Origin of the sequence: Bartonella callosciuri, from assembly GCF_014203215.1 — a bacterium.
Taxonomy (GTDB): domain Bacteria; phylum Pseudomonadota; class Alphaproteobacteria; order Rhizobiales; family Rhizobiaceae; genus Bartonella; species Bartonella callosciuri.
Map to the genome: position 1 here is coordinate 1 of NZ_JACHIM010000003.1, position 14,167 is coordinate 14,167.

General features: G+C 40.1%; 16 protein-coding genes. 8 read left to right on the top strand and 8 right to left on the bottom strand.

What is annotated here, in order from left to right; translation table 11 throughout:
• From HNQ69_RS03470 to virB11, 6 genes are all read left to right on the top strand, one after another.
• A partial coding sequence (locus HNQ69_RS03470) for a TrbL/VirB6 family protein (RefSeq protein WP_183228700.1) occupies positions 1-554 on the top strand: 554 nt, incomplete at its 5' end.
• Between the two features lie 185 nt (positions 555-739).
• Positions 740-883 carry a TrwH protein gene (locus HNQ69_RS03475; RefSeq protein WP_183228701.1) on the top strand — a complete coding sequence of 48 codons (144 nt, stop codon included), beginning with the start codon at positions 740-742 and terminating at the stop codon, positions 881-883.
• A complete protein-coding gene (locus HNQ69_RS03480) occupies positions 880-1,578 on the top strand; it encodes a VirB8 family type IV secretion system protein (RefSeq protein WP_183228702.1) in 699 nt (232 codons plus the stop codon). The genes HNQ69_RS03475 and HNQ69_RS03480 overlap by 4 nt, the downstream gene beginning before the upstream one ends.
• Positions 1,579-1,591: 13 nt before the next feature.
• The gene (gene virB9, locus HNQ69_RS03485) at positions 1,592-2,398 is read left to right on the top strand and encodes a P-type conjugative transfer protein VirB9 (RefSeq protein ID WP_183228703.1); all 807 of its coding nucleotides are present in this window, start codon (positions 1,592-1,594) and stop codon (positions 2,396-2,398) included.
• Positions 2,398-3,564: a type IV secretion system protein VirB10 gene (gene virB10, locus HNQ69_RS03490; protein WP_183228704.1), complete on the top strand. Its 1,167-nt coding sequence runs from the start codon at positions 2,398-2,400 to the stop codon at positions 3,562-3,564. Before virB9 ends, virB10 begins: the two co-directional genes overlap by 1 nt.
• Positions 3,536-4,600, top strand: coding sequence for a P-type DNA transfer ATPase VirB11 (virB11, locus tag HNQ69_RS03495; protein WP_343056831.1), 1,065 nt, complete (start codon positions 3,536-3,538; stop codon positions 4,598-4,600). The genes virB10 and virB11 overlap by 29 nt, the downstream gene beginning before the upstream one ends.
• Before the next feature lie 1,391 nt (positions 4,601-5,991).
• Here the strand turns inward: virB11 and HNQ69_RS03500 are convergent.
• The 7 genes from HNQ69_RS03500 to rimM all read right to left on the bottom strand — a co-directional run bounded on the left by HNQ69_RS03500 (position 5,992) and on the right by rimM (position 11,867).
• A complete protein-coding gene (locus tag HNQ69_RS03500; RefSeq protein WP_183228706.1) occupies positions 5,992-6,771 on the bottom strand; it encodes a succinate dehydrogenase iron-sulfur subunit in 780 nt (259 codons plus the stop codon).
• A gap of 14 nt (positions 6,772-6,785) precedes the next feature.
• Positions 6,786-8,630 carry a succinate dehydrogenase flavoprotein subunit gene (gene sdhA / locus HNQ69_RS03505; protein WP_183228707.1) on the bottom strand — a complete coding sequence of 615 codons (1,845 nt, stop codon included), beginning with the start codon at positions 8,628-8,630 and terminating at the stop codon, positions 6,786-6,788.
• A gap of 5 nt (positions 8,631-8,635) precedes the next feature.
• Positions 8,636-9,022 (bottom strand): succinate dehydrogenase, hydrophobic membrane anchor protein, encoded by a 387-nt coding sequence (sdhD, locus tag HNQ69_RS03510; RefSeq protein ID WP_183228708.1) that lies wholly within the window; start codon positions 9,020-9,022, stop codon positions 8,636-8,638.
• 16 nt (positions 9,023-9,038) lie between these two features.
• A complete protein-coding gene (sdhC, locus tag HNQ69_RS03515) occupies positions 9,039-9,440 on the bottom strand; it encodes a succinate dehydrogenase, cytochrome b556 subunit (RefSeq protein ID WP_183228709.1) in 402 nt (133 codons plus the stop codon).
• Between the two features lie 484 nt (positions 9,441-9,924).
• Complete coding sequence (rplS, locus tag HNQ69_RS03520) at positions 9,925-10,365, bottom strand: 50S ribosomal protein L19 (RefSeq protein WP_183228710.1); 441 nt, start codon at positions 10,363-10,365, stop codon at positions 9,925-9,927.
• A 213-nt stretch (positions 10,366-10,578) separates the two neighbouring features.
• Complete coding sequence (gene trmD, locus HNQ69_RS03525) at positions 10,579-11,277, bottom strand: tRNA (guanosine(37)-N1)-methyltransferase TrmD (RefSeq protein ID WP_183228711.1); 699 nt, start codon at positions 11,275-11,277, stop codon at positions 10,579-10,581.
• Positions 11,278-11,324: 47 nt separating this feature from the next.
• Positions 11,325-11,867 (bottom strand): ribosome maturation factor RimM, encoded by a 543-nt coding sequence (gene rimM / locus HNQ69_RS03530; RefSeq protein WP_183228712.1) that lies wholly within the window; start codon positions 11,865-11,867, stop codon positions 11,325-11,327.
• A 132-nt stretch (positions 11,868-11,999) separates the two neighbouring features.
• On the opposite strand from rimM, the gene HNQ69_RS03535 reads away from it, so the two are divergent.
• A complete protein-coding gene (locus HNQ69_RS03535; protein WP_183228713.1) occupies positions 12,000-12,821 on the top strand; it encodes a SapC family protein in 822 nt (273 codons plus the stop codon).
• A gap of 3 nt (positions 12,822-12,824) precedes the next feature.
• The gene (locus HNQ69_RS03540; RefSeq protein ID WP_183228714.1) at positions 12,825-13,793 is read left to right on the top strand and encodes a tyrosine recombinase XerC; all 969 of its coding nucleotides are present in this window, start codon (positions 12,825-12,827) and stop codon (positions 13,791-13,793) included.
• 22 nt (positions 13,794-13,815) lie between these two features.
• Here the strand turns inward: HNQ69_RS03540 and HNQ69_RS03545 are convergent, their stop codons facing one another.
• Positions 13,816-14,094, bottom strand: coding sequence for a BolA family protein (locus tag HNQ69_RS03545; RefSeq protein ID WP_183228715.1), 279 nt, complete (start codon positions 14,092-14,094; stop codon positions 13,816-13,818).
• Positions 14,095-14,167 lie beyond the last annotated feature (73 nt).

The following is a 14,167-nucleotide window of genomic DNA, read 5'->3' on the forward strand; positions in this document are numbered from 1 at the left end:
ATCAATTAATCAACTTGATTGATAAAGTCGCTGAAAGAGGTTTCGAATGTGCAAGCAAAGCCTTCGAAGAAGCGGCTTTCTTAGATGCTGATGGGTTGCTTTACGGTCTCTTCGGCATCCTTATCTTGCTTGCAACAAGTTTCCTCGCTGCAATCGGTGGTGCATTCATCCTGCTAGCAAAAATTGCACTTGCTCTTCTCGTCGGACTTGGGCCACTCTTCATTATTGCTTTACTTTGGCAACCAACCTATCGCTTTTTTGAGCAATGGGTAGCGCAAATCTTAAGCTATACAATTCTCATTGTACTCCTAGCCACCATATCTAGTCTGATGATGGAGATCTTTGCAAATTATATGACCGATCTAGAGTTTGATGGAAAGCAGAATGTAGGTTACGCACTTGGTGGTGCACTTATCCTTTCCATTATCTCTATTGTCCTGTTGCTCAAACTATCAAGCATGGCAAATGCTTTAGCAAAAGGCGTTACGTTTGGACATTGGAGACCAAACATTATGGGAAGAAATGCTTCCCGTAACAGCCGTATAACTAAATGATCAAAATATCCCTGCAACGCGGTGGAAAATATCGGCACTGTAGCTGATATTTCTGTTTACAGAAATAAAACAATGAAATTAGAAAATAAATGCAATTATAATCCAATATATTTTCTAATCAAAATTGAAATAATGACAAAAAAGTGTTAAAGTGTATATTGCGGTCATAAAAGAGGAATGTTAAAATGAAACAAATCATTTTTACAATTTTAATTGCGAGTCTTTTATCGGCTTGCATATTGGCTCCAAAGCCAAAGCAACCAAGTAATTGGAACCGTGTACCTATCAATAAAACAGTCCCTGCCGAAATTCAGCGAGGAGCCATATGAGAAAAAAACAACCAAAACCAGTAAAAGCTGAACAACTTAACTCTTATTATGAGGAAAGCAGAGGCTTGGAACGTGACCTCATCAATGAATTTGTAAGGTCGCGCAAAACAGCATGGCGTGTAGCGGGTGCTGTTGGCATTTTTGGATTGTTCGGCATGATATGCGGGGTTGTCGGCTTTTCCCAACCAGCTCCCACTCCTTTGGTGTTACGCGTTGATAATACAACTGGTGCAGTCGATGTTATTTCGATAATGCGCGAACATGAAGACAGCTATGGAGAAGTTGTTGATAGATACTGGCTCAATCAATACGTGCTTAATCGCGAAACTTACGATTACGATACTATTCAGTTGAACTATGACACTACAGCACTTTTAAGTGCCCCTACTGTTCAACAGGAATTTTATAAAATCTATGAGGGTGAAAATGCACGTGACCAAGTGCTTTCCAACAAAGCACGCATCACAGTTAAAATACGATCGATCCAGCCAAATGGACTTGGTCAAGCGACCGTGCGTTTTACAACACAGCAACAGGACAGCAACGGCACAGTTGGACCAAAACAACACCAGATCGCAACAATTGGCTACACCTACGTTGGTGCACCAATGAAATCATCTGACCGATTGCTTAATCCCCTTGGTTTCCAAGTGACAAGTTATCGTGCTGATCCGGAAGTACTGTTGAACAATTAAGGAATTGATTATTATGAAAAAATTTGTGTTCCTTTGCCTACTGTCCTCATTTTCCTTTTTTTATACGATACCCGTACAAGCACTCAAAACCCCATCCAGTTCACAATACGATCATCGCATTCGTTATGTAATGTATAATGCAGCTGATGTTGTTCAAATTGAAACCGTTCTCGGTGTGGCAACACATATCATCCTTGAAGAAGGTGAACAATATATCACCCATGCTTTTGGTGATTCGGATGCCTATGCTTTTGCACATAAAGGACGGCATATCTTTATTAAACCCAAAGCAGAACTCGCTAATACGAATCTCATCGTTGTAACCGATAAACGTAGCTATAAATTCCGACTACAATTCCGAAATGACCGTGCTGGAGCAACCTATGAACTCGCTTTCCATTATCCCGAGACAAATACCCAAAAATTAGAAGAAAACAATCAACGTCTTGCCATTGAACGTGGTTTTCACCAAGGCGTGAGAGGGTACAACCTCAACTACACTATGAGCGGCAACCAAGATATTGCCCCGATAAATGCTTGGGACAATGGACGTATTACCTATTTCAAATTTCCTGCCAACATGGATATGCCATCAATTTACGTAGTAGATGCTGAAGGCAATGAAAGCTTAATACCACGTACTGTTGTAGGTAGTGCCAATGATATTATCGCCGTTCATAAGGTCAATCCTAAATGGCTTATACGGCTTGGCAAACGTGCTTTAGCTGTTTTCAATGAAGCCTATGATCCTAATGGTATACCAAACACAACTGGGACAGTATCTTCGGTGGTTCATCGCATCAATAAAGGAGGAAACTAATGTTCGACAATAAGAAAGGGGATGAAATTAACAAAGGTGCAAAACTGGACTACGACGAGCAAAAACATCTTGAAGATGCCTATGGTAGCTCCGAATTAGGTTTGGAGCGCCGTCCAACAATTCCCGGTGCCCGTGCATTGTTAATAGTAGGACTCATTGTTATAGTAGCAGTACCGATTGCTCTGACTTGGAAAGCTTTAAAAATGCGTAATGCCATAAATATTGAGGAAGAAAAGCCTCAACAGACGGTACAACAAATTATACCGAGCTATACCCCTCGGGTCATAGAGGAACCAAAGGTTGTAGAAGAAACAGAAAAACCAACACAGTCAGGAGAACCAACACAGGGTATCCCTCCAGCTTTAGCTCAACTTCTTCAAACAGCGATGCCACCACATTTGCTCAAAGATACTGAAGAGTTAGCGCGCAAACGTATGTTCAACTCTGGTCTTAACAACGGTGGCAGTGAAAGCTCTACAGACCATTCAACAAACAATACATCTAACAATGATAGAAATAATGATGTATTATTCGACCATCTCCAGCCTGTACGATTAGGTCAATCGCATGCAGCTCAACTCCGTAACCGTGATCTCTTGATTACGCAGGGAACACAGATAGATTGTACACTGGAAACAAAAATTGTCACATCACAGCCAGGAATGACAACTTGTCATTTAACACGTGATGTTTATTCTACTAGTGGTCGTGTTGTTTTGTTAGATCGTGGTTCTAAAGTCGTTGGTTTCTACCAAAGCGGCATACAACAAGGACAAACACGGGTCTTCGTGCAATGGTCACGTATTGAAACGCCTTCTGGTGTTATTGTTAATCTCGACTCACCTGGCACTGGTCCTCTTGGTGAAGCTGGTATCGGTGGTTGGGTTGATACGCATTTTTGGCAACGGTTCGGTGGTGCAATCATGGTGAGCATAATCAGTGATTTGGGAGAATGGATAAAAGATAAAATTGGACAAGGAAGTAAAGAAAATAAGGAGAAAACACAACCTCAAGGTATACAGAATGCTGAATCGGTGGTTACCGAAGTTCTTCAAAGTACGATTAACATTACACCAACACTTTACAAAAACCAAGGCGAGCGGGTGAATATTTTTGTTGCTCGAGATCTGGATTTCAGTGATGTCTACAGCCTCGTTACACGTTAACCGAATACAGAAAGATCAAGCAGTTGCGCAACTTCTACAACCGCTTGATCAATTCTTAGAAGATCCGAAAATTACTGAATTATCGATTTGTCGCCCCTGTGAAGTATGGACAAAAAGCTTTGATAGTTGGCAAGTACATATCGTGCCAGAGTTGACGGCTGCTTTTTTACAAACACTTATCACAGCCATTATTGTTTATAATGGCGTGGCTCCCAGGAGCATCAATTATGTGCAGCTACCTGGTGGACAGCGTGGTACAATTGTGCAAACACCCGCTGTTATCAATGGTACACTCTCCTTTATGATTCGTAAGCATTCTCTCACGGTTAAAACGTTAGAGGAACTCAACGAAGAGGGTGTATTTGATGGTTTTAGCGATGTAAGCTTCAATAAACCTTCGGAAAAAGAAGCAACAGATTTGTTATCCAAGCAGGATTTCACGCGGTTGGAACCATTTGAAGTGCAACTTTTGCATCTCAAGCGTGAGAGAAAAATTCTTGCATTTTTAGAAGAATGTGTACTTCACAAACGTAATATCGTCATCGCAGGGAGAACAGGGTCGGGTAAAACAACATTTGCTCGCTCCTTAATTGAAAAAGTACCAGTAGAAGAACGCATTATCACAATTGAGGATGTTCATGAACTTTTTCTACCCAATCATCCCAATCATGTACATATGCTGTATGGCAATGGCGCAGGTCGGGTTTCGGCTGATGAATGCCTAGATGCGTGTCTGCGTCAATCACCCGACCGCATTTTTCTTGCAGAACTACGTGGCAACGAAGCGTGGGAATATCTCAACTCGTTGAACACTGGTCATCCTGGATCAATTACAACAACACACGCCAATAATGCTTTGCAAACATTCGAACGGTGTGCCACACTGATCAAAAGATCAGAAGTAGGTCGTCAGCTCGAACTAGAAATGATAAAAATAGTACTTTACACTACAGTAGATGTAGTGTTGTTCTTCAAGGATCGAAAACTCTCCGAAGTCTTTTACGATCCAATTTTTTCTAAATCGAAGATAGTTTAAGTGAAACTTTTCTTTTAATATTATCATAAAAACAATAAGAGCCGTGACAATTTGTCACGGTTTTTTTATTAGCCTTTCCAATAAACCTTTCATGCTCTTATTAAAATAGGCTCTCTGCCTTTAATAGTGAAAATGAGATTTATATGATAATAGCCCTTCGGAAAAACCAAATTGTACACGAGATTTTATTGCTTTTGATTGTTTTTTTGGCAAGTATGTTTTTATACAAAAGAGAGATAATCTCTACAAAATAAATATTGCAACAAGAGGAATAACTCTCGATTCTACTATCAACGTAATTTTTATGAAACATTTATATTAGAAAACCAAAAATAATTGTCGCCATAAAGACTGTAGCTTATCGTCCAAGAATTCTAGGTTTCATTTTTAATCATTAACGCATATATTTTTAAACCAAAGAACGCTTTTATACAGTTTACTGACACGAGATAGCTTAATGCACTATAAATTTCGATTTAGCATAAACAAACCATATTTCAATTCAGCAATGATAGCATAACATACTGAGCTTTGTTATCGCCTTGATTACGGGCAACGCCCATTGAAATCTTCCTTGAACCGTATTGTATTTTGTAAAAAACAAAATTTGCATCTGAAAATATCCTGCAACCAATTTTACAAATGCTTGACGTTAATACACTCCGTCTTATGGTTTCTTCTTTAGCATAATTTTGCAGTACTATAGATCACTCCCTAACCACCAGAAAGATTATACGTGTATCTTTCTACTCTGAAAATCATATCAGTCTTTACTTTCTTACTCAAAGATGATGAGAAAATGAATCCAATAAAATAAGAAAGTTTTTTAATAACCGTATCATGAACAATCAAATACAAAACAGTAATTAAGTATACCATCCATGGTTTCTATAAAATTCCATGCCTCATATTCAGAAATTTCTTTTATACCAAAAAATAAGATGAAAAAGCATTTCGTTGCTCAAACAAGTTTATTGCGCTTGTATACAAGAAACAACAAAGTTGAATGACAAAACGAAACCTTAAACTACGCTAAAAGTTACTATTTTCTACGGAGAAATGTGAAAGAATACAAAATTAATCTCCATAAAGATTCATAAAAATGCAGCATAATTTCTATAATGGTTGACTATAGATCATAGCAAACAGAGCAACTCCATTTCTTTTATTTCTCCATTTCTTTTATTTAAGGTACATATTCTCAATAAGGCGTCTCCTTTTCTCAAAAGAAAATCTCATTTTTTAATGTGGGAACAGCCACTTTTTAATTCTCATAAGAAATTGATAAGTTTTCATAGATTGAGCCGTATGCAAAGCTTTAAAGAGCATAAAAGGGCATATAAAAGCCCGACAGCCTTTCACTTTAATCCTAAAAGTAACCAATAAATTTTTTAAAGGCTGCGTTCAACCATGAGTTTTTTAATCTCAGCAATCGCTTTAGCTGGATTTAATCCCTTTGGACAAGTCTGCGCACAATTCATAATGGTATGGCACCGGTAAAGGCGAAAAGGATCTTCTAAATTATCAAGACGCTCCCCACACATTTCATCACGTGAATCTGCAATCCAACGATAAGCTTGGAGCAAAATAGCTGGTCCCAAATAACGATCGCCGTTCCACCAATAACTCGGACATGAAGTTTGACAACATGCACACAAAATACATTCATAAAGACCATCAATTTTTTGACGATCAGAATAACTTTGCAACCATTCTTTAGCAGGCTCAGGCGAAACAGTTTGCAACCAAGGTTCAATCATACGATGTTGGGCATAAAAGCGCTTTAAATCAGGAACCAAATCTTTTACAATCGGCATAGAAGGCAAAGGATACACCTTGATGGGATGCTTCACATCATCCATACCTTTTGTACAAGCCAGCGTATTGGTTCCATCAATATTCATTGCACAGGAACCACAAATACCTTCACGGCAGGAGCGACGAAGCGTCAAAGTCGGATCAATATGATTCTTAATGAACAAAAGTCCATCGAGAATCATTGGTCCACAAAGCGAACGATCCACATAATAGGTATCAATATGGGGATTTTCCTCATCATCAGGCGACCAACGATAAACGTGAAATTCCGTTAGTTTGGTAGCACCTTTAGGCTTAGGCCAAACCTTTCCAGGTTTTACTTGAGAATTTTTTGGAAGCTTAATTTGTACCATAATTTATTCTCCCCTTAGTAAACACGTTTTTTAGGTGCAATACGCTTCAAATCGATACCACCCTCTGCTTCAGATGTTAACGGATCCACATGAACAGGGCGATAGGATAAAGTCACCTTACCATCTTTTGACAAATGCGAAAGCGTATGCTTACGCCAATTTTTGTCGTCACGTTCTGGATAATCTTCACGTGCATGAGCCCCCCGACTTTCTAAACGCGCTTCTGCAGAATAAACAGTGGTAATTGCATTGACCATCAAATTTTCAAGCTCTAATGTTTCAACCAAATCAGAATTCCATATCAGTGAGCGATCTGTTACTTTGAGATCAGATAATTCATCCCAAATTTGAGTTATCCGCTTGCATCCCTGCTGCAAAGAATCTCCTGTACGAAATACAGCTGCATCTTCTTGCATAGTGCGTTGCATTTTTTCACGCAATACAGCTGTTGGCGTCTTCCCTTGAGCAAAGCGTAAACGATCAAAACGCGCCATAATTTCGTCAACAGCTTTCTCATTTATAGGTGGGATTTCAGCGTCTTTATCAACCACTTCACCAGCGCGAATTGCGGCAGCACGCCCAAATACGACAAGATCAATTAATGAATTTGATCCCAAACGGTTAGCGCCATGAACAGAGGCACATCCAGCCTCCCCCACAGCCATCAAACCTGGTTGAACACGATCGGGCGAATCAGGTGTTGGGTTGAGAACTTCCCCATAGTAATTAGTGGGAATACCCCCCATATTATAATGAACCGTTGGAAGAATAGGGATAGGTTCTTTTGTCACATCAACCCCTGCGAAGATCCGTGCTGATTCTGAAATCCCGGGCAACCGTTCATGCAAGATAGCAGGATCGATATGGTTAAGAACCAAATGGATATGGTCTTTCCTCGGTCCGACACCACGCCCTTCGCGAATTTCAAGCGTTATACAACGCGAAACCAGATCACGTGAAGCCAAATCTTTAAAGGACGGGGCATACCGCTCCATAAAACGTTCACCCTCAGAATTGATCAAGTAGCCTCCTTCACCACGTGCCCCTTCTGTAATGAGACAACCAGAACCATAAATACCTGTGGGATGAAATTGAACAAACTCCATATCCTGCAGTGGTAATCCAGCACGTGCGATCATCCCTCCTCCGTCACCTGTACAAGTATGAGCTGATGTTGCTGAAAAATAAGCACGTCCATAGCCACCAGTTGCAAGGACAACCATCTTGGCAGAAAAACAATGTATTGTACCATCATCGAGATTCCACGCTACAACCCCCGTGCACACACCATCGGTCATGATCAAATCAAGGGCAAAATATTCAATAAAAAACTGCGCATTATGTTTCAAGCTTTGCCCATAAAGCGTATGCAATATTGCATGTCCTGTACGATCAGCTGCAGCACAAGTACGCTGGACAGGTGGACCTTCACCAAACTGCGTTGTATGCCCCCCAAAAGGACGTTGATAAATTTTACCTTCCCGCGTACGTGAAAAAGGCACGCCATAATGTTCTAATTCATATACAGCAGCAGGTGCATTACGTACCAAATATTCCATTGCATCAGTATCGCCTAACCAATCAGATCCTTTCACGGTATCATATAGATGCCACTGCCAATTGTCAGGCCCCATATTGGAAAGTGATGCAGCAATACCCCCTTGTGCTGCGACTGTGTGCGACCTAGTTGGAAAAACCTTTGTAATACAGGCTGTTTTTAATCCTTGCTCCGCCATACCGAGTGTTGCACGCAAACCGGCACCACCTGCACCAACAACCACAACATCAAATTTATGATCTACAGTGCGATAAGGGGCATTAGCCACTCTAGCGCCCAGAGATGATCCTGCACTTGCCATATCGTTTAACCCCCTAATGCAATTTTCAAAAGAGCAAAAATGATGACACCACCCAAAACAAAACAAAACAAAATATTTAATGCCAAGAATAATATTCGGAAACCTTCACGCGGAATATAATCTTCAATAACAACCTGCATTCCAAGTTTCATATGATAGAGAACCGAAAGAGTTAACAATCCCATTAAAACAGCAACAACAGGATGGGCAAGTCGTGCATGCACAACACTATAATCCTTCCCAACAAGTGAGAGAATAAGTATAATAAAAAAAATAAAAAGCGGTAAATTAATAAAACCTGTGAGACGCTGTAGCCAAAAATGCTCTGTTCCCTTATGCGCACTTCCACATCCACGTACTTTTCCAAGTTCCGTTCGAAAATCTTCTTTCATCTCTCTCCACCCCCAGTCAGACAAGACTGTATCCAATAACCCAAATTGCAACAGTAACAATGAGAGAAATAAACACTGTCGCCCAAGCAGTCACTGTTGCTTTTTCTTTAGCTAAAAGACAAGGCTTTATATCCCAAACAATGTGGCGGATACCACCAACCATGTGATGAACACCAGCAAGCGTGTAAAGAAACAAAATACAAAGCCCAAACCAAGAACTATAAATTCCATTGACTATTCGAAATGCCTCAGCGCCACAAGCAACTGAAACCAACCAAATAGCAAGGAATACGATTCCGAAATAAAGAGCTATGCCGGTAATCCGATGTGCAATTGACATCGCCATAGTTATGGTCCATCGATAAATACTCACGTGAGGGGAACGAGGACGCTCTTTTATTCTAATTGTCTCTGTCATAAAATATCCTGACCTGGTTTTTACTGCAACTGCATCATGAACGATAAAATTCACACAAAACGACCAAGTGTATTATCATTTTCACTTGTTTGGCATCTTAAGCTGCCTCTATCACAGGTCGGTTGTCTCAAATAACGGATTAAAGGTCACGCATAAAAAAAACCGATTTTTTTACATACATAAGCTGTAAAATACGTTTTAATTTAATACAATTTTATCTTCACGTCAAAAGCCTAACACCATTTATCAAATATAAACATGCATTTTTTCAAGTATAGTCACGTTTATTTCTAAATATCGATGATTCCCCCCTGGAACTTTAAACTACAACTATAAGTTAAGAAAAAACAAGGTATAGAGACTTTGAGAGGCTTAACATTCCCTGCACACTCAAAGCCATTTTTTAGCTAAAAAACGAATCATAAAAAGATACAAATGAGCAACATAAAAGCCACTTTTGTATAAACCCCAACAGACACAGTATTTACTCGCCAACGTACGTTGTAGCATCTGTGCTTACCGTTTTTGCTTCTGTCATGTCAGCAACCTTTTCACCTTTTTTCCGGTATTCTCTCTTTTCAGAGATACGTGCGGCTTTACCTCTCAAACCACGAAGATAATAAAGTTTTGCGCGACGCACTTTACCACGGCGCACAAGCTCAACAGCTTCAATCAATGGAGAATAAACCGGAAAGACACGTTCAACACCTTCACCATAGGAAATCTTACGCACTGTAAAGGTCTCGTTTAACCCACCACCTGAACGTGCAATACAAATTCCTTCATATGCTTGAACACGCGTCCGTGTACCTTCAGTTACACGCACCATAACACGAACTGTGTCGCCTGGTTGAAAGGCTGGCAATTTACGTTTTGCTTCAATTTTCGCACATTGTTCAGCTTCAAGCTGCGCGATAATATTCATTTCTTTTATCCTTCATGTTCTTTATCGAACAGTCAGAGCGCTCAACTCTTGCCGAAAAGCCTTTTCATACAAAGAAAAGAAGTTCTTTAGGCTATGCTTTACACAGGAGCGAATACACCATTCCTTCATTTTAATTTTGGAATTCTAGAAAACCCTTCACAGAAAAGCTCTTTAAAAAAGAGAGCCATGCAATACACTACCTTCCAACATGAATCAAGTTTTCTGACGATTTTTATCATAACGCGCATAAAGATCAGGACGACGTTGACGTGTCAACATTTCGGCTTGTTGTTGACGCCAATCCGCAATAGCTTTGTGATGACCTGATGTTAACACTGGCGGAATGCCCCGTCCTTCGAAAAGAGAAGGGCGTGTATATTGCGGATGTTCAAGCAAACTATTTTCAAAACTTTCACACTTTGCAGACTCCTCATTACCCATAACTCCAGGGAGGAGACGGACAATAGCATCCAAAAGAACCAGTGCCGCCGTTTCACCTCCTGAAAGGACATAATCACCAATGGATACCTCTTCCAATTCCCGGGCTTCTATTATCCGCTCATCTACACCTTCAAAACGCCCACAAACCAATGTTACTCCCGATTCACGGGCCAAAGAACGGGCATAAGCTTGGTTAAAAGACCGCCCACGTGGACTCATTAGCAACCGTGGCGAATCATGTGGACAACTATCAAGTGCGGCTGCTAACACATCTGCCCGCATCACCATACCAGCCCCTCCACCAGCCGGTGTATCATCAACGCTATGGTGTTTATCCAAAGCAAAATCTCTAATCTGCACCGTATCCAGTGACCATATCCCTCGCGCTAACGCTTGCCCGGCTAAAGAATATCCCAAAAATCCAGGAAACATTTCGGGATAAAGTGTTAAAATACGCGCTTGAAACCCCATATTTTCATTCTTTCATCTTCACTTTTTAACCCAAATCATTTCCTACCTTAATCTTTCTCCTTGTCGCTAAGCAAACCAGCAGCCATTGGATCGACAACAAGGAAACCAGAAACAATGCAAATTTCTGGCACCGCTGCTTTAGTAAAGGGAATAAGCACAGTTTTACGCGTATTCAAACGCATTTCAAGCAAATCACCAGCCCCAAAATTAAAAAAACCACTCACCTCGCCCAAGGTTTGACCAACACAATCCTGGACACGGAGTCCAATTAAATCGACTTGATAAAATTCATCTTCAGTCAAATCATCCAACAGTTGATCACGTGCAACATACAGGCGAATCCCCTTTAAGGCTTCAGCAGCATTACGATCTTCAACCCCTTTAAAATGCACAATCGCGTTATTTTTTTGCACGCGAAACGTTACAATTTCATAAGAGTGCCCCATATCATCATAAAAAATACCATAAGTTTTTAAATGTTGTGGTTTAGCACTTAAGACTTTAACCAAAACCTCCCCTTTTATTCCGTAGGCGGGACCAATAATAGCAAGATAGACTTTATTTTTAAGCTTTTTTTTATTATATTCCATAAGGAAATATTACCTCTTAAAAGCGAATCCTTCAATCTCGTAATTTTCTATTCAATCTTGTTGCCATATGAGACAATCTTCCCAAAAGACCTTTCTTGGTAACAGAAACAAATTAATTAAAGGAGAAGTCTTATGGCAAATGTTATGCTGTTTTACAAAGATGTCACACCAATCAATAAAGTTTCTCATAAAAACCTAAAATATGCGCCACCAAGTGATATGTCTTTCGCTAAAGATACACATTGGGTTCCTTTAGCAAGTAGTGAATATTTTCAAGCCGCACTAGATTATCCGATTCTGTTTATGTGTGCAGAAGATGAACAAAAGAAACGACACTATACATCCGCTGCTCTTGTAGGCCTTTCTAACGATGAAAATGACTATCTTACCTCCGACAAAAGCTGGAAAACAAATACTTATGTTCCAGCTTTTGTCCGTCGTTATCCTTTTATTCTTGCACAAATTAGCAATGAAAAGGAGCTTTCTGTTTGCTTTGATCAAAAATCAGGCATGTTCAATGAGGTCGCAGGTACGGAACTTTTTAATTCCGATGGATCTATTTCTCCTTTTATGGAAGAGCGTATTCGTTTTCTTGAAAGCTTTAAAATCGCTATGGAAAAAACCGCTAAATTTATTGACGCCCTTGTGGAGATGGATCTTTTAGGTCAAAAATCAATCAATGTAAAAAATAACAAAGGTCTTTCAGCACAATTAGAGCATTTTTGGATTGTTGATGAAGAAAAGCTGAATAAACTCTCTGCAAATCAACTTGCTAAACTCCATAAAAATGGCTTTTTAGGATTAATCTTTGCGCATTTGATGTCAACGAATAATCTTTTAAAAATACTCTCCCTAAAAGGTGAAAAGCAGCTTATCAATCTTGAAGAGAAACCACAAAACAAAAATAGTGACTCTGAAAGCGAAAAACCTGCAAAAAAAGAGACTCTTAATTAAGAAATGACCACAAAAGATGACACCAAAAACGACAAAAATACGCCTCTTATCCCAGCAGATCATGCGCTTTTAGATGCAAGAAAAAATTGGCTGGAGTGTCTTTTGCAAACACGCCGTATGGCTACACAAACAGTACAAGCTTATGAACGTGATACGCGACAGTTCTTGTCTTTTTTCTGTCAACATTTAGGACACCAGCCAAACTTTCATGACCTCGCCAATTTGCGTGTCATTGATTTACGCGCTTATCTTGCTTATCGACGCACATGTAATATAAGTGCGCGTTCTTTAAGCCGTGGAATGGCAGGTTTACGTTCTTTTTTCAGCTATTTATCCCGCGAAGGCATTATCAATATTCCCGCTGCTAAACTTATCCGCACCCCTAAGCACCAAAAATCACTGCCAAAGCCTTTAACGATAAAGTCAGCACTGCACTTGGTCAAACAAGAAAATCAACAAGAAAATGAACCATGGATCATCGCCCGTAATACCGCTGTTTTAGTGCTCCTCTATGGCTGCGGGATGCGAATATCAGAAGCGCTAGCACTCACACCAGAACAATTTTCGGATCCTGAAAAAACAAGCTTATTCGTAACTGGAAAAGGCGAGAAAACGCGCCTTGTTCCTCTCATCCAAGCTGTTCGCGAAGCCGTACAGAATTACCTCAAATGTTGTCCATATCCTTTAGTGGACAACCAACCAATGTTTCGTGGTGCCCGCGGTGGTCTTTTGCAACCAGCCATTATTCAACGCGCTGTACGAAACTTACGTGCACATCTTGGTTTACCAGAAACTGCTACTCCACACACATTGCGCCATTCTTTTGCCACCCATCTTTTGTCACGGGGAGGAGATTTACGGACGATTCAAGAGCTTCTTGGTCATGCCTGTCTTTCCACCACCCAAGCTTATACCCATGTTGATACAGACCACTTACTAGAAATTTACAAAAAAGCGCACCCCCGTTCTTAAAAACTTAAACGAAAAGGAGAAATTATAGAGATTCAACCTCAAGCGCCAAAGCATGAACACAGGTTGCCAGCTCTTTGTGTAAAACCTGATAAATTGCTCGATGGATTTCCACACGCGTCATACCTAAAAAAGAAGAGGACAGAATTTTCACCCGAAAATGTGTTTCGCCTTTACCATCAAAAGCATGCTCGTTATGAGGATGCCCCTCATGAAGGTGACTCTCGTTAATGACCTCAAGTTTCTGCGGATGAAAAGCATCCTGGAGCTTCATTGTGATTGTTGTTTGAATCGCATTAGACATTTTTTGTTCCTTCACAAAACAAACGGTGCAATGTGCTTTTTTCATCACCAAGCAAGTGTGAAAACAAATTTTT

What these genes read in the sequence shown, in the direction of transcription:
- HNQ69_RS03475 (WP_183228701.1), top strand. Translation starts at nt 740, where the DNA reads ATGAAACAAATCATTTTTACAATTTTAATTGCGAGTCTTTTATCGGCT.
- HNQ69_RS03480 (WP_183228702.1), top strand. Translation starts at nt 880, where the DNA reads ATGAGAAAAAAACAACCAAAACCAGTAAAAGCTGAACAACTTAACTCT.
- virB9 (WP_183228703.1), top strand. Translation starts at nt 1,592, where the DNA reads ATGAAAAAATTTGTGTTCCTTTGCCTACTGTCCTCATTTTCCTTTTTT.
- virB10 (WP_183228704.1), top strand. Translation starts at nt 2,398, where the DNA reads ATGTTCGACAATAAGAAAGGGGATGAAATTAACAAAGGTGCAAAACTG.
- HNQ69_RS03500 (WP_183228706.1), bottom strand. Translation starts at nt 6,771, where the DNA reads ATGGTACAAATTAAGCTTCCAAAAAATTCTCAAGTAAAACCTGGAAAG.
- sdhA (WP_183228707.1), bottom strand. Translation starts at nt 8,630, where the DNA reads ATGGCAAGTGCAGGATCATCTCTGGGCGCTAGAGTGGCTAATGCCCCT.
- sdhD (WP_183228708.1), bottom strand. Translation starts at nt 9,022, where the DNA reads ATGAAAGAAGATTTTCGAACGGAACTTGGAAAAGTACGTGGATGTGGA.
- sdhC (WP_183228709.1), bottom strand. Translation starts at nt 9,440, where the DNA reads ATGACAGAGACAATTAGAATAAAAGAGCGTCCTCGTTCCCCTCACGTG.
- rplS (WP_183228710.1), bottom strand. Translation starts at nt 10,365, where the DNA reads ATGAATATTATCGCGCAGCTTGAAGCTGAACAATGTGCGAAAATTGAA.
- trmD (WP_183228711.1), bottom strand. Translation starts at nt 11,277, where the DNA reads ATGGGGTTTCAAGCGCGTATTTTAACACTTTATCCCGAAATGTTTCCT.
- rimM (WP_183228712.1), bottom strand. Translation starts at nt 11,867, where the DNA reads ATGGAATATAATAAAAAAAAGCTTAAAAATAAAGTCTATCTTGCTATT.
- HNQ69_RS03535 (WP_183228713.1), top strand. Translation starts at nt 12,000, where the DNA reads ATGGCAAATGTTATGCTGTTTTACAAAGATGTCACACCAATCAATAAA.
- HNQ69_RS03540 (WP_183228714.1), top strand. Translation starts at nt 12,825, where the DNA reads ATGACCACAAAAGATGACACCAAAAACGACAAAAATACGCCTCTTATC.
- HNQ69_RS03545 (WP_183228715.1), bottom strand. Translation starts at nt 14,094, where the DNA reads ATGTCTAATGCGATTCAAACAACAATCACAATGAAGCTCCAGGATGCT.